This window comes from Enterococcus sp. HMSC076E04 (assembly GCF_001814285.1).
GTDB lineage: Bacteria > Bacillota > Bacilli > Lactobacillales > Enterococcaceae > Enterococcus_B > Enterococcus_B lactis.
On the sequence record NZ_KV815628.1, the window covers coordinates 108,840 to 129,628 of the forward strand.

At 38.5% G+C, this 20,789-nt stretch carries 15 protein-coding genes; 12 read left to right on the forward strand and 3 right to left on the reverse strand.

Features of this window, described 5'->3' with window-relative positions:
* Positions 1–16 precede the first annotated feature (16 nt).
* Complete coding sequence (locus HMPREF2961_RS11795; RefSeq protein WP_002290869.1) at positions 17–865, forward strand: MurR/RpiR family transcriptional regulator; 849 nt, start codon at positions 17–19, stop codon at positions 863–865.
* A gap of 305 nt (positions 866–1,170) precedes the next feature.
* On the forward strand, positions 1,171–3,324 hold the full coding sequence (locus HMPREF2961_RS11800; RefSeq protein WP_002341286.1) for a peptidoglycan D,D-transpeptidase FtsI family protein: 2,154 nt from the start codon (positions 1,171–1,173) through the stop codon (positions 3,322–3,324).
* A 303-nt stretch (positions 3,325–3,627) separates the two neighbouring features.
* Here HMPREF2961_RS11800 and HMPREF2961_RS11805 read toward each other — a convergent pair whose 3' ends face one another.
* Positions 3,628–4,440 carry a Cof-type HAD-IIB family hydrolase gene (locus tag HMPREF2961_RS11805; protein ID WP_002314169.1) on the reverse strand — a complete coding sequence of 271 codons (813 nt, stop codon included), beginning with the start codon at positions 4,438–4,440 and terminating at the stop codon, positions 3,628–3,630.
* A gap of 292 nt (positions 4,441–4,732) precedes the next feature.
* Between HMPREF2961_RS11805 and HMPREF2961_RS11810 the strand changes: the two genes are divergently transcribed.
* Together HMPREF2961_RS11810 and HMPREF2961_RS11815 are read left to right on the forward strand one after the other, a co-directional pair.
* Positions 4,733–6,169: an NCS2 family permease gene (locus tag HMPREF2961_RS11810; RefSeq protein ID WP_002310391.1), complete on the forward strand. Its 1,437-nt coding sequence runs from the start codon at positions 4,733–4,735 to the stop codon at positions 6,167–6,169.
* Between the two features lie 169 nt (positions 6,170–6,338).
* Positions 6,339–7,535, forward strand: a complete 1,197-nt coding sequence (locus HMPREF2961_RS11815) for a multidrug efflux MFS transporter (RefSeq protein WP_002290958.1) — start codon at positions 6,339–6,341, stop codon at positions 7,533–7,535.
* A gap of 60 nt (positions 7,536–7,595) precedes the next feature.
* Here HMPREF2961_RS11815 and HMPREF2961_RS11820 read toward each other — a convergent pair whose 3' ends face one another.
* Positions 7,596–7,781, reverse strand: coding sequence for a YjzD family protein (locus HMPREF2961_RS11820; RefSeq protein WP_002290959.1), 186 nt, complete (start codon positions 7,779–7,781; stop codon positions 7,596–7,598).
* 229 nt (positions 7,782–8,010) lie between these two features.
* Here HMPREF2961_RS11820 and dnaE point away from each other — a divergent pair, with 229 nt between their 5' ends.
* From dnaE to pyk, 3 genes are all read left to right on the forward strand, one after another.
* Entirely contained in the window at positions 8,011–11,322 is a 3,312-nt protein-coding gene (gene dnaE, locus HMPREF2961_RS11825; protein WP_070704831.1) for a DNA polymerase III subunit alpha, read from the forward strand.
* 167 nt (positions 11,323–11,489) lie between these two features.
* Positions 11,490–12,452, forward strand: a complete 963-nt coding sequence (pfkA, locus tag HMPREF2961_RS11830; RefSeq protein WP_002310395.1) for a 6-phosphofructokinase — start codon at positions 11,490–11,492, stop codon at positions 12,450–12,452.
* Positions 12,453–12,525: 73 nt separating this feature from the next.
* Entirely contained in the window at positions 12,526–14,310 is a 1,785-nt protein-coding gene (gene pyk, locus HMPREF2961_RS11835) for a pyruvate kinase (RefSeq protein WP_002290965.1), read from the forward strand.
* 30 nt (positions 14,311–14,340) lie between these two features.
* Here pyk and HMPREF2961_RS11840 read toward each other — a convergent pair whose 3' ends face one another.
* Positions 14,341–15,246, reverse strand: a complete 906-nt coding sequence (locus HMPREF2961_RS11840) for a LysR substrate-binding domain-containing protein (RefSeq protein ID WP_002315271.1) — start codon at positions 15,244–15,246, stop codon at positions 14,341–14,343.
* Between the two features lie 185 nt (positions 15,247–15,431).
* On the opposite strand from HMPREF2961_RS11840, the gene HMPREF2961_RS11845 reads away from it, so the two are divergent.
* From HMPREF2961_RS11845 to HMPREF2961_RS11865, 5 genes are all read left to right on the forward strand, one after another.
* Positions 15,432–16,001 (forward strand): YceD family protein, encoded by a 570-nt coding sequence (locus tag HMPREF2961_RS11845; protein ID WP_002290967.1) that lies wholly within the window; start codon positions 15,432–15,434, stop codon positions 15,999–16,001.
* A gap of 57 nt (positions 16,002–16,058) precedes the next feature.
* Positions 16,059–16,238 (forward strand): 50S ribosomal protein L32, encoded by a 180-nt coding sequence (gene rpmF / locus HMPREF2961_RS11850; RefSeq protein ID WP_002290970.1) that lies wholly within the window; start codon positions 16,059–16,061, stop codon positions 16,236–16,238.
* A gap of 169 nt (positions 16,239–16,407) precedes the next feature.
* A complete protein-coding gene (gene gndA / locus HMPREF2961_RS11855) occupies positions 16,408–17,829 on the forward strand; it encodes an NADP-dependent phosphogluconate dehydrogenase (protein ID WP_002290971.1) in 1,422 nt (473 codons plus the stop codon).
* Between the two features lie 191 nt (positions 17,830–18,020).
* A complete protein-coding gene (locus HMPREF2961_RS11860; protein ID WP_002290973.1) occupies positions 18,021–18,707 on the forward strand; it encodes a response regulator transcription factor in 687 nt (228 codons plus the stop codon).
* Positions 18,704–20,209: a HAMP domain-containing sensor histidine kinase gene (locus HMPREF2961_RS11865; protein ID WP_002315270.1), complete on the forward strand. Its 1,506-nt coding sequence runs from the start codon at positions 18,704–18,706 to the stop codon at positions 20,207–20,209. The genes HMPREF2961_RS11860 and HMPREF2961_RS11865 overlap by 4 nt, the downstream gene beginning before the upstream one ends.
* Positions 20,210–20,789: the final 580 nt, after the last annotated feature.

Here is a 20,789-nt window from a genome sequence, read left to right on the forward strand (position 1 = left end):
AAGGATGGAGGAACTTATGAGCGTAATTAGTCGTATTGAAAGTATGATGGAAGATTATTCTTCAGCAGAAAAAAAGTTGGCCAACTACATTATTGGAAATATTGAGAAGGTCCCCACAATGACAGCTAATGAATTAGCGGAAGCTTCAGGTTTGAGTGCGCCGACAGTTGTACGTTTTTCAAAAAAAATCGGGTTTCAAAGTTTGACGGACTTCAAAATCACAATTTCAACAGAACTACAGACTGGAATCGATGAAGGATTTAGCGATATCGAAGCAAATGAGTCCTTTTACTCTATCAAAAACAAACTTGGGAACAATGCGCAAGTAGCGATAAAAGAAACAGTAGATATTCTGGAAGAAGAAACGATCCAAAAAGTCGTAGAATGTTTGGAATCGGCTGAGTCTGTTTTTTTATATGGTGTTGGTGCCTCTTCTTTAGTGGTAGAAGACATTCTGCAAAAATGGTCTCGTGTCGGTAAGCCAATCATTTTTGAAAAAGATATCCATGTCTTGCTCCCACAACTTGTCAGCAATGAGAAGAAGAAAGTACTTTGGCTTGTTTCGAACTCAGGGAGAAGCGCAGATGTAGTTGCATTAGCTGAGCTAGCAAAAAATATGAATATCGAGATCATTGCGTTGACGCAATTTGGAAATAACCCACTTAGCAAGATAGCCGATGTACTCGTACAAACATCAAGACCGAAAGAAATCACCAATCGAAGTGCGGCAACCAATTCACTTTTGGCCCAATTCGCTACGATTGATATCATTTTTTATTTTTATATGGCTAAAAACGAATCACTTAGTGAAAAAGTGAAAAAAACAAGAGAAGCAATCCAAGACTATTTTATGGATTCAAAATAAAAAAACTAAATTTACCTTACTATTTTTGATATAAGTTTTTTTAGAATAACAACTTATAGTTTTCCACAAAGAAATGTTCTATTAAAGTGTTTCACGACTTTAGAAAGCATAATTTTCAAAAATAAGTTTAGTTTTTAATGAAAAAAATAGTTGGATATGCAACTTCAGAGGTTTGCTGTGAAACAAAAAGTTGATTTTATCTTGAAATTAGGTAAAGAATTTCTTGCTCCGCTCATTTTTTCTTTTTTATTAAGAAGTTTTTGGGTACAATGAAGCATGAATGTAAATAGGCGGAAGGATAGGAAATGATGAAAGATTTTATGAAAAAAATAGTAAATACTTCTTGGATAGAAAAAATAAGAAAAGGGGCACAAGAGCCTAAAAACAAAACGTTTCGTCGGTCGCATGTTCCTTTTCGCTTAAATTTTCTTTTTTTCATTATATTTACGTTATTTGTTGCGTTGATTGCTCGATTGGGCTATTTGCAGATCGTGAATGGTGAAGAGATGGAAGCGCGAGTGAAATCTACTTCTACGATTACAGTCCAAGAAAGTACCCCTCGTGGAATGATCTACGATTCCACAGGAAAAGCGTTAGTCACAAATAAAGCGAATCAGGCAATCACCTATACGAGGGGCACACAAGTGACGGCTAAAGACCTACTTGAAATCGCAACGAAGCTGAACTCGCTGATTGATGTGCCGGCAGATGAAAATCTGACAGATAGAGATAAAAAAGATTTTTGGCTGGCTGATCCGGAACATTTGAAGGAAGCCACAAAAAGACTTTCGGCAAAAGAAAAGCAATTAGGAAACAGCGAACAATACAGCGCGATGGTCAATAAAGTAACAGATGATGAGATCAACTTGAACGAGGAACAATTAAAGATTGCTACCATCTTTAAACGGATGAACAGTGCATACGAATTAAACACAGTCTATATCAAGAACTCTGGTGTTACTGACCAAGAATTAGCTGTTGTGGCGGAACGTGCTTCTGAGCTTCCAGGAGTTTCGACAGGCACAGACTGGACACGCGAATATAACGCAGCAGATTCACTGAAAAGTATTTTAGGTAGTGTGACGACTGAAAAACAAGGTCTTCCGGCAGATGAAGCAGAGAAGTATTTAGCAAAAGGGTATTCTCGAAATGATCGTGTGGGACAAAGTTATTTGGAAAAACAATATGAAGATGTCCTACAAGGAACCAAAACCCAATATGAAGTTTCTCTTGATAATGAAGGCAATGTTTCGAATCAAAAAGAAATCTTCTCTGGGGAAAAAGGTTCTAATTTAATGTTATCGATGAATGCAGAATTCCAATCGAAAGTAGAAGAAATCTTAAAAAGAAATTATCAAACATTGATCAATAACGGTAAAGCACAGTACTCGCCTGGTGCTTATGCAGTAGCCATGAATCCTCAGACAGGAGAAGTGTTAGCCATGACTGGTTTCAGTCATGAGCAAGGTTCCAAGGAAATCACCGAGAATGCTTTGGGCACAATCACTAGCGCTTTTGCTCCAGGGTCTGTAGTCAAGGCCGGTACTTTGACAGCAGGTTGGGCAAGTAACGCGATCAGCGGAAATCAAGTGTTGATTGATGAACCGATTCGTCTACAAGGTGCTTCAGAAAAAAGCTCTGTCTTTAACCGAAACGGACAAGTTGCTCTTGATGCAGTCAAAGCATTGGAATTGTCTTCTAATACGTATATGATCAAAGTGGCATTAAAGATGCTAGGGCTAGACTATACTCCTGGAATGGGACTACCTAGTTTAGACGAAGAAGCTAAAGCTTATCAACAATTGAGAGACTCTTTCAAAGAGTTTGGTCTTGGTACAACGACTGGGATCGATTTGCCGAATGAATCTCCTGGGATTTCACGCTCTGTTGAGTATATGAAGAAGTTCAATGCGGATAATGGCAAAGAATGGTATACTCCAGGTAACTTTACCGATTTGGCATTTGGACAGTTTGACACATATACACCGATCCAATTAGCTCAATATGCTTCAACAGTCGCTAATGGCGGGAAACGAGTACAGCCTCACCTAGTCAAAGCAATCTATGGCAATGACGAAAATGGGAATTTGGGTGAAGTGAAAAAAGAAATTGGCACGACAGTAGAAAATACGGTCAATATATCTGCAGAAAATATGGCAATCCTCCGTGAAGGATTCCATCAGGTTGTTCATGGTACCGACCCTTACACAACAGCTAAACCATTAGCCAGTGCGAAAATGGACCTTTCTGCAAAAACAGGGACTGCAGAAACGGTTGCGGAAGGTCACCCAGATATTACGACAGTCAATAGTAATATTGTGGCATACGGACCAACAGACAATCCGGAAATCGCAATCAGTGTTGTCTTGCCGAACTTATTAGATGAACAAGACCACATGAACTTGACGATTGCTAAAGAAATAATGGACGCGTATTATGATATGTTCATGGCAAAATAAAAAAGAGGTCGTGAAAAAGCAGCTTAGTTTCGAGTATGAAGAAAAATTTTGTGAAAATAGCTTCTCACATTTTTGCTTAAAATTGACTTCATACCGAGAAACTGGCTTTTGAACACCGTTTAAAGAAGAGGTTGTGAAATTAGCGCCCTGACCTGAGTATTAGAGAAACAAAACGGCAAAATAGCTTCTCATATTTTGCCGTTTTTGAGCTAATACCGAAGGACAGCTGATTGAGCACCGTTTACTCGGCAAAAAAGGTTGTGACAAAAATTGTCACAACCTTTTTTAGTGGAATCTAATTCTCTATTGTAGTTTAAGTAATTTTTCCAGATAAACAGCTAAACCGTCTTCTTGATTGCTCAAAGGAGTGACATCATTTGCGATGCCTTTGAGCTGATCAGTACCATTAGCCATAGCCACTCCCCATCCTGCATAATCCAGCAGTTCCAAATCGTTATGCTCATCACCAAAAGCAATCACGTCTTGTTGATCAATCGATAGGTAGTTAGCAATCTCTTGCACACCTTTTGCTTTTTGGATTCCTTTTGAAACAATCTCTAAGATCGCCGTGGGACCGCCCCATGTACGAACATCCACATAACTGCCAAATTGACGTGTTAATTCAGCAGATACAGCTTCTGCAAAACGCTTGTCTGTTCGGACAAGCAAAGATGTAGGATTTGTCGTCAGATTTTTAGGAGAAAGCAAGTTTTTCTCTCCAGGACGTGAAGAAGCAAAAATTTTTTCATCAAAGAAGTCAAAGCTGTCGATAAAAAAAGTATCCCGATTTTCAGCAGCGATAAAGTCTAGATTCAATTGTTTTTTTTGCGATAAGATTTCAAAAGCAATTTCACGATTAATCAACGTTTCTCTTTCGCCATCCCAATGTTGATTAGGGATATGCACCAGTGCGCCGTTAAAATTAACCATCGGTGTTGTTAACTCTAATTGTTGGTAAAATTGATGGCTCATTCGAAATGGGCGTCCAGTAGCGATACTGACATGATGACCAGCATTGATTGCTTTTTTCAGGGTCTCTTTTGTTTTAGAGGTAATCATCGAATCTTGATTGAGGGTGGTTCCGTCCAGATCGATGGCAATTAATTTTTTATTCAATAAAGGTCCTTCCTTCCTCAACTAGCATTTGTTTTAGTCTAGCATATTTTAGGTAATTAACAAGAGCAATCAGTTATTCCTAACAAAAAATACAGTTATGGCTATGTAAATAAATGAATACGAGCTAAACACGAACATTAAGTATTGTTTTTGGTTTTTTTGTTAAAAAAACGTTGAAAAACGAATGAAACGTCTATATAATTTGAAATTGTTCGATGGATTTGCCATATTTTGCATATTTATTATTATTATAGTTTTCCATCAGAAAAAAATTCAGGGAGTGGAACTTTTTATGGAAAAGTTTTTCGGTTTAAAGAAAAACAATACAAATGTATCAACTGAAATAATGGCGGGAGTAACGACATTCTTTGCCATGAGTTATATCTTATTCGTAAATCCGACGATTTTATCAGCATCAGGTATGCCGTTCCAAGCAGTATTTCTAGCCACAATCATTGCATCAATCATTGGTACGCTAGTCATGGGATTGTTCGCGAATGTCCCATATGCTCAGGCACCTGGTATGGGATTGAACGCATTTTTCACTTTTACGGTCGTTTTCGGGCTTGGCTATTCTTGGCAACAAGCCCTGGCAATGGTTTTTATTTGCGGATTAATCAATATTTTTATTACTGTTACAAATATCCGAAAGATGATCATTCGGGCGATTCCTGAAAGTCTTCAACATGCGATTGGTGGCGGAATCGGTATTTTCGTTGCGTATGTCGGGATCAAAAATGCAGGATTCTTATCTTTTTCAGCAGACCAATCTGCTATTTCGAGTTCTGTCGTTGAAGGTGGAAAAGCAACAAATGTTACGATAAATGGCGGAATCGTTCCCGCGTTAGCCAATTTTGACAACGCACCTATCTTGTTAGCCGTGATTGGTTTGGTACTGACAGCCATTTTAGTTGTAAAAAACGTCCGTGGTGCTATTCTTATCGGTATCGTAGCGACCACAGTCCTTGGGATTTTTATGGGTGTGGTTGATTTAAGTTCCATTGATTGGCAAACGAATTCGTTAGGCAATTCATTTAAAGAATTAGGAACAACGTTCGGTGCAGCATTTGGTTCTGAAGGAATGCAATCTTTATTCAGTGATTCTTCCAAGATCCCTCAAGTATTGATGACAATCATCGCATTCAGTTTATCTGATACATTCGATACGATCGGAACATTTATCGGTACAGGACGCCGCACAGGTATTTTCTCAAAAGAGGACGAGATCGCATTGGAAGATGGTCGCGGGTTCAAAACAAAAATGGATAAAGCGCTATTTGCCGATGCAATCGCTACTTCCGTAGGTGCTATCTTTGGTACATCGAATACAACAACTTATGTCGAATCTGCAGCTGGGATCGGGGCCGGTGGACGTACTGGTTTGACTTCAGTAGTAGTGGCAGTGCTATTCGCATTAAGTAGTTTGTTCTCCCCGCTGATCGCTATCGTACCAAATCAAGCAACTGCGCCAGCACTGATTTTGGTCGGGGTAATGATGATGGCTTCTTTTGCAGACATCAAATGGCTAGATATGGAAGAAGCTTTACCAGCCTTCTTTGCATCGATCTTTATGGGATTGTGCTATAGCATTTCTTATGGGATTGCAGCAGGATTTATTTTCTATACAATTGTCAAAGTAATCAAAGGAAAATTCAATGAAGTTTCTGTTGCTTTGTGGATTGTTGATATTTTATTCATCATCAACTTCATCATTCTAGCAACGATTTAAATAAAGAGAAGGGATTGGAACAGCATTTGTTCTGGTCTCTTTTTGTTTTACATAAAAAGAACGTTACATATAAAATGATCTTTGCGGGATTTTTCTCTTTTTACTAGCGAGATCGTTGCTTGTTTATTCGAAAATAGGTATGATAAAAGAGACGAAAGAGGGATGATAGATGGAGATTAATTGGAGAAAAAATTTAGTGATTGCGTGGATTGGCTGTTTTTTCACTGGTGCAAGTATTAGTTTAGTTATGCCATTCATACCAGTTTATGTTGAGCAACTAGGAACACCAAAAGATCAAATCGAATTGTTTTCGGGACTAGCAATCTCTGTTACTGCTTTTGCATCTGCCGTGGTTGCACCAATCTGGGGAAATCTAGCTGATCGAAAAGGTCGAAAACTCATGATGATCCGTGCAGCAGCTGGGATGACGTTGACGATGGGTTCTTTAGCTTTTGTGCCGAACGCGTATTGGCTTTTGATCATGCGTTTTTGGAACGGGATTTTGTCTGGGTATATTCCAAATGCAACAGCAATGATCGCTTCACAAGCGCCTAGAGAAAAGAGCGGATGGGCGTTAGGAACATTATCCACCGGAGCGATTGCTGGGAATCTGATCGGACCTTCAATGGGCGGTGCATTGGCTCAGTGGTTTGGTATGGAAAATGTATTCTTGATCACAGGGGCTTTGTTGATGATCACAACGGTGCTGACCATCTTCTTAGTCAAAGAAGATTTCCATCCAATCGAGAAAAAAGATCTGATAAGCACCAAAGAAATTTTTTCAAAAATGGATCATCTCTCTATTTTGATTGGTCTCTTCATCACGACCTTGATTTTACAGATAGGGATCACTACGATCAGCCCTATTTTGACCTTATATATTCGTGAATTAAGCGGAAGTACAGAAAATATCCTGTTTGTCAGCGGCTTGATTGTTTCGATAGCTGGTGTTTCTGCAGTCTTTTCTTCACCAAAACTAGGAAAACTAGGGGATAAGATTGGGAATCAAAAAGTTTTAATTGGCGGACTCATCTTATCATTTTGCTGTTATTTGCCCATGGCGTTTGTCACGACACCACTCCAATTAGGTATACTTCGTTTTATTTTAGGCTTTTCAACTGGTGCTTTGATGCCTTCTGTCAATACACTGATCAGTAAGATCACGCCACAAGAAGGGGTTAGCCGAATCTATAGCTATAATCAGATGTTCAGTAACTTTGGACAGGTTCTAGGACCAATGCTGGGGTCGACAGTTGCGCATGCTTATAATTACAGTGCTGTTTTTATTGTGACAAGTTTATTCGTCCTGTCAAATATTCTTCTTTCTCTATTCAATTTTCGTAAAGTTCTTCGCAGTAGATTATAATAGTGGTGAAAATTGGAAATAAAAAAGAGCTTGAGATATCTCAAGCTCTTGGCTGGTTTTTTACGAATGGGCAGAGGTTTCTTTTCTTGGCGCAACTGCACCAATCAAAAGGATAATGACACCCGCAATTAATGAAATGATTGTTGTCAAAGTAAAATCATATGTTCCGCTTGTTAATGCAGCACCAATATAACCGACTACTTGACCTAGAACGACAGCCCAGAATAATGTAACGATATATCGCATAAAGAACACCTCTTTTCTATCTTAATTTTACCAGATTTTCTTTGAATGTAAAGAAACGAGACTAAATCTCAATAAAATTCGAGTTCTTGTGAAAGAACTCATTCCTACAGACTAGAAGCAAGCAAATGAAGTAGAATAATCAACTTCAGCACTTGTTATTTAATGAAAGTAAAAGGATCAGACCTTTTAACGCTAGTGAATTTTAACGAAAAAAAAGGCGGAATGCAAGATGTTTTTCCCACAACTTTATACAATTACTTCTTATTCTCTTTTACAAAGTACGATCCGTATTCGAGAATATGTACAAGAAGCAAAAAAACAAGGCTACACTTCATTAGCCATAACGGATAAAGATGTCTTATACGGTGCACCTGAATTCTATCGTATTTGTGTAGAAGAAGGAATACAGCCAATCATTGGATTACATCTTAGTTATACTTATGAAGAAAAAAATTATGGTTTGCTTGCGTACGCAAAAGATGAGACAGGTTATCAGCAGCTGATGAAACTTTCCAGTCGAAAAATGATCCAAGAAAAAATGGCACTTGATGATATGATAGAAACCGACCATCTAGTGTTTGTCGTTCCGGCAAATCATTCTGTTTCTGAGGCTTTCAATAAAGAGGAACATTTTTTCAGTCATTGGCAGTTTTTGCTTGAAAATGTTTTCGCTAAAGATTTTTATATCGGATTGTCAGAAAATACGCCTGATCAATTGCCTGAATGGTATCAGTATGTGACAAAAGAAAATTATCCGCTTTGTGCATTGCATCCAATCGCTAGTTTACAGCAAGAAGACCTTTTTGCGCTTGAAGTGATGAAGCATATCAAAGAGGGAAGTCAGATGCCTTTAGAAAGTTTATCTGCACCTTTACCATCAGCAAATGGTTACCTGCTTTCAGAACAAGAAATGATCAAACGATTCGAAGAAGCAGGCCTTTCACAAGCTGTAATAGGTGCTCAGCGCTTAGCCGAATCGATTTCATTTGAATTTCAGTTTCATCAGAAATTACTCCCACACTATCCTGTCCCTCAAGGAAAACAAGCTGGAGAATATTTAAGAGAGCTATGCTACTCGCAAGTAGAACATCGGATTGTTGATTATACAAAGGAGTACCGAGAACGTTTGGACTATGAGTTATCTGTCATCCATCAAATGGGATTCGATGATTATTTCCTGATCGTATGGGATGTAATGGCTTTTGCTCATAGAAATAAAATCGTTACCGGTGCAGGCCGTGGTTCTGCTGCTGGTTCATTAGTAGCCTATGTGTTAGAAATCACAGATGTGGATCCATTAGAGTATGACTTGCTATTCGAACGATTTTTAAATCCTGAACGTTTTACGATGCCGGATATTGATTTGGATATTCCTGACAACCGACGTGAGGAAGTATTGAACTATGTTCGAGAAAAGTATGGACAATATCACATGGCGCAAATCGCGACATTTGGTACAATGGCTGCAAAAATGGTTCTTAGAGATGCCGCTAGAGTGTTTGGTCTGTCACAAAGTGAAGCAAACCGCTGGTCAAAAGCAATACCAAACCAGCTGAAAATCACATTGACCCAAGCCTATAAAACATCGCGTCAACTAGTAGAATTACTTCAGGCAAGCGAAAAAAACCAGCTTTTATTCAAAACCGCAGTGATTTTAGAAGGATTGCCAAGACACGTTTCGACTCACGCAGCAGGGGTAGTTATCAGCGATAGGAATCTACTTGAATTAGTACCGCTCCAACGCGGTTCTGATGAAGCTTTTCTGACCCAGTATACGATGAATGAGGTAGAAGCCATCGGTCTTTTGAAAATGGACTTTCTAGGACTACGCAATTTATCGATTATTGATTTTACTTTAAAGGCTGTTAAGCGAGTAGAAGGGCAGGAAATCCGATTAAAAGAGATTCCATTAAATGATGCAAAAACGCTACTCTTGTTTCAACGAGGCGAAACCTCAGGAGTATTTCAATTTGAATCTGCTGGTATTCGAAACGTTTTACGAAGATTAGGACCAGAAAACATCGAAGATATTGCCGCAGTCAATGCGTTGTATCGTCCAGGTCCTATGCAAAATATCGATACCTTCATTGCCAGAAAAAAAGGAAAAGAAGCTATTCGCTACCCCGATGATTCACTGATCCCGATTTTGAAAAACACATACGGGGTGATTGTCTATCAGGAACAAATCATGCAGATCGCCTCGACTATGGCTGGATTTACATTAGGACAGTCAGATATTTTGAGGCGGGCAGTTAGTAAAAAGAAAAAAGACGTATTAGATGAAGAAAAGTCGCATTTTGTATCAGGAGCATTACAACAAGGATATTCGGAAAAAACAGCAGTGACTGTATATGAATATATTGAAAAATTTGCAAACTATGGATTCAATCGGTCGCATGCATTTGCTTATTCCTTCGTGGGATTCCAAATGGCATATCTAAAGGCTCATCATCCAGGGGCTTTCTTCACTAGTCTAATGAATTCTGTTCGGCATAACACAACGAAATTGAAAGAATATATTGCTGAAGCACGTAAAAATAAACTCAAACTTTCTTCACCATCCATCAATCAAAGCAATTATAGTTTTGAGTTGGTCAATAAGGAAGAAATCAGATTCGGGCTGACAGCGATAAAAGGCATCCGACGTGATTTTGTAGAAGATGTATTGAATGAAAGAAAACAAAATGGCCCGTTCAAGTCAGTAGATCAATTCCTCATACGGATCGATAAGCGGTGGCTGAAATTAGAGTTGCTGCAATCACTGACAGCAGTAGGCGTTTTTGATGAATTATCTCCTAACAGGAAACAATTGATGCTTGATCTAGAAGGAAAAATCCAAAATATCGTTTACAGTGGTGGCAGTCTAGATTTGCTAGGAATCATGGCATTAAAAGAAGAAGAAGTCGCTGACTATACACTAGAAGAACGACTGAAGCTGGAAGAGGAATACTTAGGTGTTTATTTGTCAGGTCATCCTGCAGAAGGGTTTGACCGGCTTCGTTTAGCTAAACAGGTTCAGCTGATTACAGATATCGTTCCTAATCAACCAGTCAATTTACTATTGATGATAAAGGAAGTTAGAGAGATTCGGACAAAAAAAGGCGAACTGATGGCCTTCGTGGAAGGAACCGATAGTAGCGGAGAAATTTCTGTCACGGTTTTTCCAACTCTTTATCGAAAATATCGTAACCTGTTTGCAGTTGATCAAGTGATCTTTGTTCAAGGGCGTAGCGAAATCAGCAAATATAACCAGGAACTACAATTGATTGGAGAAAGCTTTGCTGATCCTCGTCAGTTAGAAACACAGTATCCTTCACAAACGTGCTATTTGCGTATTACAGAAGAACGGGAAGATCCTGAGATAATGAAACAATTACAAGGGATTTTTCAGAAACACCCAGGATATATTCCAGTAATTATGTACCACGAAAAAACACAACGAAAAGTTGTTCTGTCGGATGCTTATTGGGTGGATGACAGCAAGAGTATAAAGGGGCAACTTGTTTCTCTACTTGGCGAAGATAATGTGGTTTTCAAATAACTTACGGTAAAAAATACTACTTGCTTTCATTTTTTTTCATTTTTTTATCCGTAAATCAAGACAAGCGAGAAAAATAATGTTAGAATGTTAGTCGTGGTTAACGCAAAAATGGTTGTAAACCTAAGTTATACTTAGGATAAAGTATTTTAATGAGGTGAATGTTTATTATGAAACGCATCGGAATTTTGACCAGTGGCGGAGACGCACCTGGAATGAATGCAGCTGTTCGTGCCGTTGTTCGTAAAGGTATTTACGAAGGACTGGAAGTATACGGGATCAATTATGGGTTTGCCGGTTTAGTTGCTGGAGATATTCGTCGTCTTGATGTGGCAGATGTAGGTGACAAGATCCAACGTGGTGGTACATTCTTGTATTCTGCACGTTATCCAGAATTTGCAACTGAAGAAGGTCAATTAAAAGGAATCGAACAATTGAAAAAATTCGGGATCGAAGGTCTAGTGGTTATCGGAGGAGACGGTTCTTATCATGGCGCAATGGCTTTGACAAAACGTGGATTCCCAGCAGTAGGTATTCCTGGAACAATCGATAATGATATTCCTGGTACTGACTTCACAATCGGTTTTGATACAGCAATCAATACAGTGCTAGAATCAATTGACCGTATTCGTGACACAGCGACTTCTCATGTTCGTACATTCGTTATCGAAGTAATGGGACGCAATGCAGGTGACATCGCTTTATGGTCAGGTGTAGCTGGCGGAGCAGATGAAATCATCATCCCAGAACATGATTTTGATATGGCTTCAGTTGCTAAAAAAATCCAAGAAGGCCGTGATCGTGGGAAGAAACATTGCTTGATCATCTTGGCTGAAGGTGTAATGGGCGGAAATGAATTCGCTGAAAAACTTTCAGAATTTGGCGACTATCATACACGTGTATCTATCTTGGGACACGTTGTCCGTGGTGGAGCACCAAGCGCACGCGACCGCGTCTTAGCAAGTAAATTCGGTGCTTACGCTGTCGAATTGCTTCAAGAAGGAAAAGGTGGATTATGTGTCGGTATCCATGACAACGAAATCGTTGCAGCTGACATCATTGATACACTAGAAAACAACAAGCATAAACCAGACTTATCATTATATGATCTAAATAATTCACTTTCATTTTAAGAGTGAAAGAAACCAAGCTATTTAAGCTGTGTACAGCTTTAAATAAACAAAATTGAATGGGAGAGTTTTTTAAATGAAAAAAACCAAAATCGTTAGTACATTAGGACCAGCAAGTAACTCAGTAGAAATTATTTCTCAATTGATTGAATCTGGGGCAAATGTCTTCCGCTTTAACTTTTCTCATGGTGACCATGAAGAACAATTATCACGTATGACTATGGTCCGTGAAGCAGTTAAAAAGACAGGAAAAGATGTCGGTATTCTTTTAGATACAAAAGGAGCTGAAATCCGTACAACTGTTCAAGGCACAACAGAAGCTGATTTTGGTCGTGCAGGATACATCAAATTTGAAGTAGGAGATCAAACACGCATCTCTATGGATCCTGAACATGTAGGTTCAAAAGAAAAAATCGCGGTTACTTACCCAGGATTATTTGACGATGTTCACGTAGGCGGACACGTTTTATTCGATGATGGCTTGATCGACATGGAAATCATTGAAAAAGACGAAGCAAACCGTGAATTAGTCGTAGAAGTTAAAAATGCAGGTATGCTAGGATCACGTAAAGGGGTAAATGCACCAGGCGTTTCTATCAGTTTGCCAGGTATTACTCCAAAAGATGCGGACGATATTCGTTTTGGTTTAGACAACGATATCGACTTTATCGCTGCAAGTTTTGTACGTAAAGCACAAGACGTTCTAGATATTCGCGAAATTTTAGAAGAAAAAGACATGACTCATGTTCAAATCTTCCCTAAAATCGAATCTCAAGAAGGTATCGACAACATTGACGAAATCATCAAAGTTTCTGACGGTGTTATGATTGCCCGTGGAGATATGGGTGTGGAAATCCCAGCTGAACTAGTACCAATGGTTCAAAAACGTATCATCAAAAAATGTAACGCTGCTGGTATCCCAGTTATCACTGCTACACAAATGTTAGAATCAATGCAAGAAAACCCACGTCCAACACGTGCGGAAGCTTCTGACGTTGCCAATGCTGTATTTGACGGAACAGATGCAACAATGTTATCTGGTGAATCTGCAAACGGAGACTACCCAGTTGAAGCTGTTTCAACAATGGCACGTATCGACCAAGAAGCTGAAAATGCATTATCAGAATTAGGTACATTCCAATTGAACGAATTCGATAAAACAGATGTAACTGAAACAATCGGTTTATCTGTAGCTCGTGCTGCAAAAAATCTAGGCGTCAAAACAATCGTTGCTGCAACTGAATCAGGCTACACTGCAAAAATGATTTCAAAATATCGCCCAGATGCAGATATCTTGGCTGTTACTTTTGACGAACGCACAAAACGCGGTTTGATGTTAAACTGGGGTGTTTACCCAACAGTTGCTGAAAAACCATCAACAACTGATGAAATGTTTGAACTAGCAGCTAAAAAAGCTGTTGAATTAGGTTTCGCATCAGAAGGTGATTTAATCTTGATCACTGCTGGTGTACCAGTTGGCGAACGCGGAACAACTAACGTGATGAAAATTCAAATGATTGGTTCTAAATTATTAGAAGCTCAAGGCGTTGGACAAAAATCTGTCGTTGCAAATGCAGTTATTGCTTCATCTGCTGAAGAAGCTGTAAAAAAAGCAAAAGACGGAATGGTTCTAGTTGTACCATCAACTGACAAAGAATACATGCCTGCAATCGAAAAAGCAGCTGCTGTTATCGTTGAAGAAGGCGGATTGACTTCTCACGCTGCAGTTGTAGGAATTGCACAAGATATTCCTGTAATCGTTGGTGCTAAAGGCGCAACAACAACAATTACTGATGGCGAATTGATTACTGTTGATTCACGTCGCGGCATCGTTTACCGTGGCGAAACAACAGCTATCTAATTTAGCTTAATACAAAATAAAAACAGCTCTTCATTTACGAAGAGCTGTTTTTTGTGCTGTAACGAATTCATGGATGACTTGGACTACTTGTTCTTGAAGCGGTGTGACAAGCTGCTGTGTTCGTTTTGCCAATGAAATCAAGAAGCGAGGCTGAACTTCATCTGAAAGTGGCAGGCAAACTAAATGATCTTCAGGATGGACAGCAATCTCTGCCAAAAAACCGATACCAACATTTTCACGGATCATACTCTTTAAAATCGTCAAATCATTGCTTTGATAAACAACTTTTGGTTGAGTATGTGTTTGTTTAGAAAGTTTAGTGAATGCTGCTGGGTGGACATAATGTTCGTTCAATAACACAAACTGTTCATCTGATATATCTTTGAAAGAGACTGCCTTCTGCTGGGCAAGAGGGTGAGTAGGCGGAACGACGATCATGAAACGTTTATCCAAAAGTAATTCTGTTTCTAAATATTGATCTACGATTGGCTGTGTTGAGCCTAATACGGCTAAATCGATCCTCCCTTGACGAATCATTCCATATAAGTCCCGAGAGCCTCCATCGGTGATTTCAATCTGATTCATCAATTCATGCTTGATAAAGTAACCTGACAGTTTTGGAAAGTACTCATTGCCGATAATAGGCGGCATGCCAAAACGCAGCTTTTTCTTTTGTAACTGAGTGATTTCAGCCCTTGCAGTAGAAATCTCTTGGAGAATAGCTTGTGCATGGAGAAACAGCTGCTTTCCAGAAGGTGTGACGATTAATTCGTGATGCGAACGATCTCTTGTAATAAGTATGGCGTCAAACTCTTTTTCAAGACGTTGTAATGCATATGTAATAGTAGGTTGGCTCACACGGAAATAATTAGCCACTTTCGTAAAGTTTTTTTGTTTGACGATTTGGACATAGTATTCAATATCTTTCGTGTTCATAAAGATCATCCGCTCCTTTGATAGAATAATGATTATTGTAAATGATTCTGAAGATGATAGCAAACAGAGGCTTTCTGTTAAAGATATTTCTGTTTTTTTATGAACTGCAAGGTGTCAAGAAAATTTCATTGACAACATGGTTTTTGCCCTGTATAATTGCTTTTGTTGCTTAGGAGTGATGAAAAATGAAATGGTCTTTATTGGAATTGAGAAAATACCAGGAGACACCGTTAACTTTTCATGAGACGCTCGACTTGAAAGCCGCTCTCATGAAGCGAGACAATTTAATACTTGATGTTGCGCCAGTGGAAGTCGAAGGTTTGGTCTCAGTTGATAAGAAAGGCTATATCGTTCATTACACTGTGCAGACGACTTTGACAGTTCCTTCAACACGTTCGCTAGAACCTGTTGAACTGCCGATGGATTTTTCTGTAGACGAAGTATTCATGACAGAAGAACAATTCCAAAGCAGAGATGAGCAAATGTCTGCAGATGAGATTTTGCTGATTGAAGGTCCGTTATTGAATTTAGCAGAGTCAATTGAAGACAACATCTTATTGGCGATTCCGATGCGGGTATTGACAAAAGAAGAGGAAGCAGCGACAGAACTTCCAAAAGGCAATGATTGGGAAGTTGTTTCCGAAGAAGAATACCAACGCAGAAAAATGGAAGAAGCCGAGAATAAAATTGATCCTCGTCTTGCAAAACTATCTGAACTTTTTGATTCTGAATCAAAAAACGACGATAACAAGTAAGATTGGAATATATTGTATCTATTATAGGTGCAAGACTTTACAAGGAGGTGTAGCAAAATGGCAGTACCAGCTAGAAGAACATCAAAAGCTAAAAAAGCAAAACGTCGTACACACTACAAGTTGACAATCAAAGGATTAAACGAATGTCCAAACTGTGGTGAAATGAAAAAAAGCCATCACGTATGTGCAAATTGTGGTTACTATGATGGTAAGGACGTAATGTCAAAAGAAGCTTAATACATTTTAATTAGAAAATGTAAAACCTCAAGGCTAACCATGGAGCCTTGAGGTTTATTTTTTTATAAGCGGTAAATAAAAAATATGTTGTTCTTTAGTTTGCAATGTAGCCGTGTTAAGCTATAATGTAAGAGATTAGGGAGAAATCCCGTATGTAGGAGGAGTTCATATGTCAAAACAACAAATCGGCGTTGTCGGTATGGCCGTTATGGGTAAAAATCTAGCCTTGAATATAGAAAGCCGCGGCTATTCAGTGGCTTTATTTAACCGTACAGGGGCTAAAACAACCGCTGTAGTAGAAGAACACCCAGATAAAAATTTCAAAGCAACGTACACAATCGAAGAATTTGTAGAATCAATCGAAAAACCGCGTCGGATTCTTCTGATGGTCAAAGCAGGACCGGCAACAGATGCAACAATCCAAGAGTTGCTTCCTCACCTTGATAAAGGCGATATTCTGATTGACGGAGGAAATACATTCTTTAAAGATACGATGCGTCGTAATGAAGAATTAGCCAACTCTGGTATTAACTTTATCGGTACAGGCGTTTCCGGCGGTGAAGAAGGAGCTTTAAAAGGACCTTCAATCATGCCTGGTGGACAAAAAGAAGCGTATGAGCTAGTTGCACCAATCTTAGAGCAAATTTCTGCAAAAGCAGAAGATGGAGCACCATGTGTTACCTATATTGGCCCAAACGGAGCCGGACACTATGTGAAAATGGTACACAACGGTATTGAGTATGGAGATATGCAACTGATTGCTGAATCTTATGACTTGATGAAGAATATTTTAGACCTTTCAGTAGAAGAAATGGCTGATATCTTTAAAGAATGGAATCAAGGCGAATTAGACAGCTACCTGATCGAAATCACAGCTGACATCCTGACTCGAAAAGACGATGAAGGTACAGGTAAACCAGTCGTAGATGTGATCCTTGATGCAGCTGGAAATAAAGGAACAGGTAAATGGACAAGCCAAAGTGCGCTTGACTTAGGCGTGCCACTTCCATTGATTACTGAATCTGTATTTGCCCGTTACATTTCTGCTTATAAAGAAGAACGCGTACAAGCAAGTAAAATTTTGTCTCGTACGAACGATTTTGAGTTCACAGGAGACAAAAAAGAATTGGTCGAAAAAATCCGAGAAGCGTTGTATTTCAGTAAAATCATGAGTTATGCCCAAGGATTTGCTCAATTACGTGTCGCTTCAAAAGAATTTGATTGGGATTTGCCATTTGGCGAAATCGCAAAAATCTGGCGTGCTGGATGTATCATCCGAGCTCGATTCTTGCAAAAAATCACGGATGCTTATGACAAAAATCCTGAGATCGAAAATTTATTGCTAGATGATTATTTCGTTGAAATCACGAAAAAATATCAGCAATCAGTCCGAGACGTCGTTGCCTTGGCTGTCCAAGCTGGCGTACCTGTACCAACTTTCTCATCAGCCATCGCTTACTTCGATTCATACAGAGCAGAACGTCTGCCTGCAAATATAATCCAAGCCCAACGCGATTACTTTGGCGCACACACATATGAACGTGTCGACAAAGAAGGAATCTTCCATTACTCATGGTACCATGAAGAATAATAGTCTTTCGGCTGTTAGGAAATGAGAAAATAAAAAGAGGACGAAAGAGCTGAAGTCGATTGTTATGAGTAGACTTCAGCTCTTTTTTAAAACTGCTATTCATGATAAAATGACTATAGATTTTTAAGCAGATTATCGGTATAATGATAGAGTTTTTAAAAAGCCAGTAGATAGAAAGGATAAAATAATAAATGAGTAATATTCTAATCATTGAAGATGAAAAGAACTTAGCTCGATTTGTCGAGCTAGAGTTGAAGCATGAAGGGTATAACGCAGAAGTCCATTACAACGGTCGTACTGGTTTAGATGCGGCATTAAATAATGAGTGGGATGCCATATTGTTGGACCTGATGCTTCCAGAATTGAACGGTTTAGAAGTCTGCAGACGCGTACGCCAAGTCAAAAATACACCAATCATTATGATGACTGCAAGAGATTCTGTAATCGATCGTGTATCGGGACTTGACCATGGAGCAGATGACTACATCGTCAAACCATTTGCTATCGAAGAACTATTAGCGCGTCTTCGAGCATTGTTGCGTCGAATCGATATTGAAGGTGACAAAAATGTGGCAAAACAAACCACTATTACTTATCGTGATTTGACTATCGAAAAAGAAAACCGTGTCGTACGTCGCGGAAACGAAGTAATTGAACTAACAAAAAGAGAATACGAATTGCTACTTACTTTAATGGAAAACGTGAACGTGGTATTAGCACGTGATGTTTTACTAAATAAAGTGTGGGGATACGAAACGGAAGTTGAAACAAACGTAGTGGATGTATATATTCGTTATCTTCGCAATAAAATTGACGTTCCAGGGGAGGAAAGCTATATCCAAACTGTCCGCGGAACAGGTTATGTGATGCGCTCGTGATAAAGCCGAAAAAATCGGAAAAAAGAGAACTGAAAGGGCCCTCCTTGACAATCAAGTGGGCCTTTGCGAGTTCTTTCTTCATATTCGTCGTGTTTACAATTTTTGCGGTCATTACCTATAAATCATCTATCAATCTGATTGTTGCAAAAGAAAGAAACAATGTAGAACGTACGATTTCAGAAGTAGCCTCTCGTTTGGCTAACTCGGATGAAGAACTGACATTAGTGAATACGTATCGTAATCTGACAAAAGCGACAAATGACGGAGATGAGGTCATAGATCATACTTCACTGGTCGAAGGAAACTTAATGAAGATTGATTCCTTTATAGCTGAGCTAGGGCAGCCTTCGATGGAGCTTTATGTGTATGATTTAGATGAGAACTTGATTTTCAAAACTCACGAAAACAGTCGAAACTTGATCCAAACAACACGTAAAGTGCCAACGATTGTTACACTAGAAGGGAAAACTGGCTTTTTATCTATACAGCCTATATATTCTAAAGGAACAAGAGAAAAGATTGGTTATGCGCAAAGCTTCTATGAATTATCTTCTTTCTATGATATCCGAAATAAGCTATTATTGACTCTTATTGTTTTAGAAGTCGTTTCTTTGATTTTAAGTAGTATTTTAGGTTTCTTTTTATCTTCTTACTTCTTGAAACCACTCAAGGTACTCAGAGATACAATGGATACTATACGTAAAGATCCGCAATCAGATATCCACATGCCTGAAATCGACACGAATGATGAATTGGCAGATTTAGCTGAAATATTCAATGAGATGCTTGACCGCATGCGTTTGTATATCGAACAACAAGAGCAGTTCGTGGAAGACGTCTCTCATGAGTTAAGAACTCCTGTAGCAATCATTGAAGGGCATCTTAGTCTGCTAAATCGTTGGGGGAAAGATGATCCTGAAATATTGGAAGAATCATTAAGCGCCAGCATGCAAGAAATCAGCCGCATGAAAAGCTTAGTTCAAGAGATGCTAGACTTATCTAGAGCAGAACAAGTAGATGTCCATTATGCAAATGAAACAACTAAAGGAAAAGAAGTCACCTATCAAGTTTATAATAATTTCAAGATATTATACCCGGACTATGTGATTACTTTAGATGATGATTTGACAAAAGAAGTGACCCTGCAAATTTATCGTAATCACTTTGAGCAATTAATCATTATCATATTGGATAACGCAGTAAAATATTCAACTACACGAAAAGAAGTCCATATCTCTATTTCTTCTACTCTGAATGAATTTGAGATTGCTATACAGGACTTTGGTGAAGGAATACCCAAAGAAGACCTTAATAAGATCTTCAATCGTTTTTATCGTGTGGATAAAGCGAGGGCTAGAACGAAGGGCGGAAATGGTCTGGGATTGTCTATCGCAAAACAATTGGTTGAAAACTACAAAGGTCGTATCTTAGCAGAAAGCGTAGTTGGGCAAGGGACTATCTTTAGAATTTTTATTCCTATCGCAAAAACAGAAGACAAGTAAAGCATGTGCTTTGCTTGTTTTTTTATATTATCCATTAAGAAAGAAGAAGCCAAATACAAGCAGATAAGAAATTTGGGATGGTTATTATAAAGAAATTTAGCGAACAATAAAATAGAATAACATTCGTTGGTAAATTGTAAATAGCTTTTAGGTGAACAAAAAACAATAAAAATACTTTAATATTCGTCTTTAAAAATAATAAAGAAAAATAGGAAATTTTCTATTGCAATTTTATAAAGAGATTGCTATATTATTATTTGTTCTAAATGATTCCTTTAAGGTGTCGCTAAAAATTATAAAAAATAGTGTTGACGCATTTTTGATATCATGTTATAATAACGAAGTCGCTTAGATGAGAAAGCTTATAAAGCTTGATTTTATCGAAAAAAACTTTAAAAAAGTTATTGACAAATAACAATCGAAATGATATGATAATCAAGTCGCTGCTAATGAGCGATAAAGACATTTAGAAAAAATAAACAAAAAAAGTTGTTGACATTCTCTTCTGAATCTGATAAGATTAAAGAGTTGTTGAAACAAAAAGATTAGACCTTTGAAAACTGAACAAAGTAAGACAAAC

Excerpts from the sequence above, each read along its gene's own strand:
- HMPREF2961_RS11795 (WP_002290869.1), top strand. The coding sequence starts at position 17 with ATGAGCGTAATTAGTCGTATTGAAAGTATGATGGAAGATTATTCTTCA.
- HMPREF2961_RS11800 (WP_002341286.1), top strand. The coding sequence starts at position 1,171 with ATGATGAAAGATTTTATGAAAAAAATAGTAAATACTTCTTGGATAGAA.
- HMPREF2961_RS11810 (WP_002310391.1), top strand. The coding sequence starts at position 4,733 with ATGGAAAAGTTTTTCGGTTTAAAGAAAAACAATACAAATGTATCAACT.
- HMPREF2961_RS11815 (WP_002290958.1), top strand. The coding sequence starts at position 6,339 with ATGGAGATTAATTGGAGAAAAAATTTAGTGATTGCGTGGATTGGCTGT.
- HMPREF2961_RS11820 (WP_002290959.1), bottom strand. The coding sequence starts at position 7,781 with ATGCGATATATCGTTACATTATTCTGGGCTGTCGTTCTAGGTCAAGTA.
- dnaE (WP_070704831.1), top strand. The coding sequence starts at position 8,011 with ATGTTTTTCCCACAACTTTATACAATTACTTCTTATTCTCTTTTACAA.
- pfkA (WP_002310395.1), top strand. The coding sequence starts at position 11,490 with ATGAAACGCATCGGAATTTTGACCAGTGGCGGAGACGCACCTGGAATG.
- pyk (WP_002290965.1), top strand. The coding sequence starts at position 12,526 with ATGAAAAAAACCAAAATCGTTAGTACATTAGGACCAGCAAGTAACTCA.
- HMPREF2961_RS11840 (WP_002315271.1), bottom strand. The coding sequence starts at position 15,246 with ATGAACACGAAAGATATTGAATACTATGTCCAAATCGTCAAACAAAAA.
- HMPREF2961_RS11845 (WP_002290967.1), top strand. The coding sequence starts at position 15,432 with ATGAAATGGTCTTTATTGGAATTGAGAAAATACCAGGAGACACCGTTA.
- rpmF (WP_002290970.1), top strand. The coding sequence starts at position 16,059 with ATGGCAGTACCAGCTAGAAGAACATCAAAAGCTAAAAAAGCAAAACGT.
- gndA (WP_002290971.1), top strand. The coding sequence starts at position 16,408 with ATGTCAAAACAACAAATCGGCGTTGTCGGTATGGCCGTTATGGGTAAA.
- HMPREF2961_RS11860 (WP_002290973.1), top strand. The coding sequence starts at position 18,021 with ATGAGTAATATTCTAATCATTGAAGATGAAAAGAACTTAGCTCGATTT.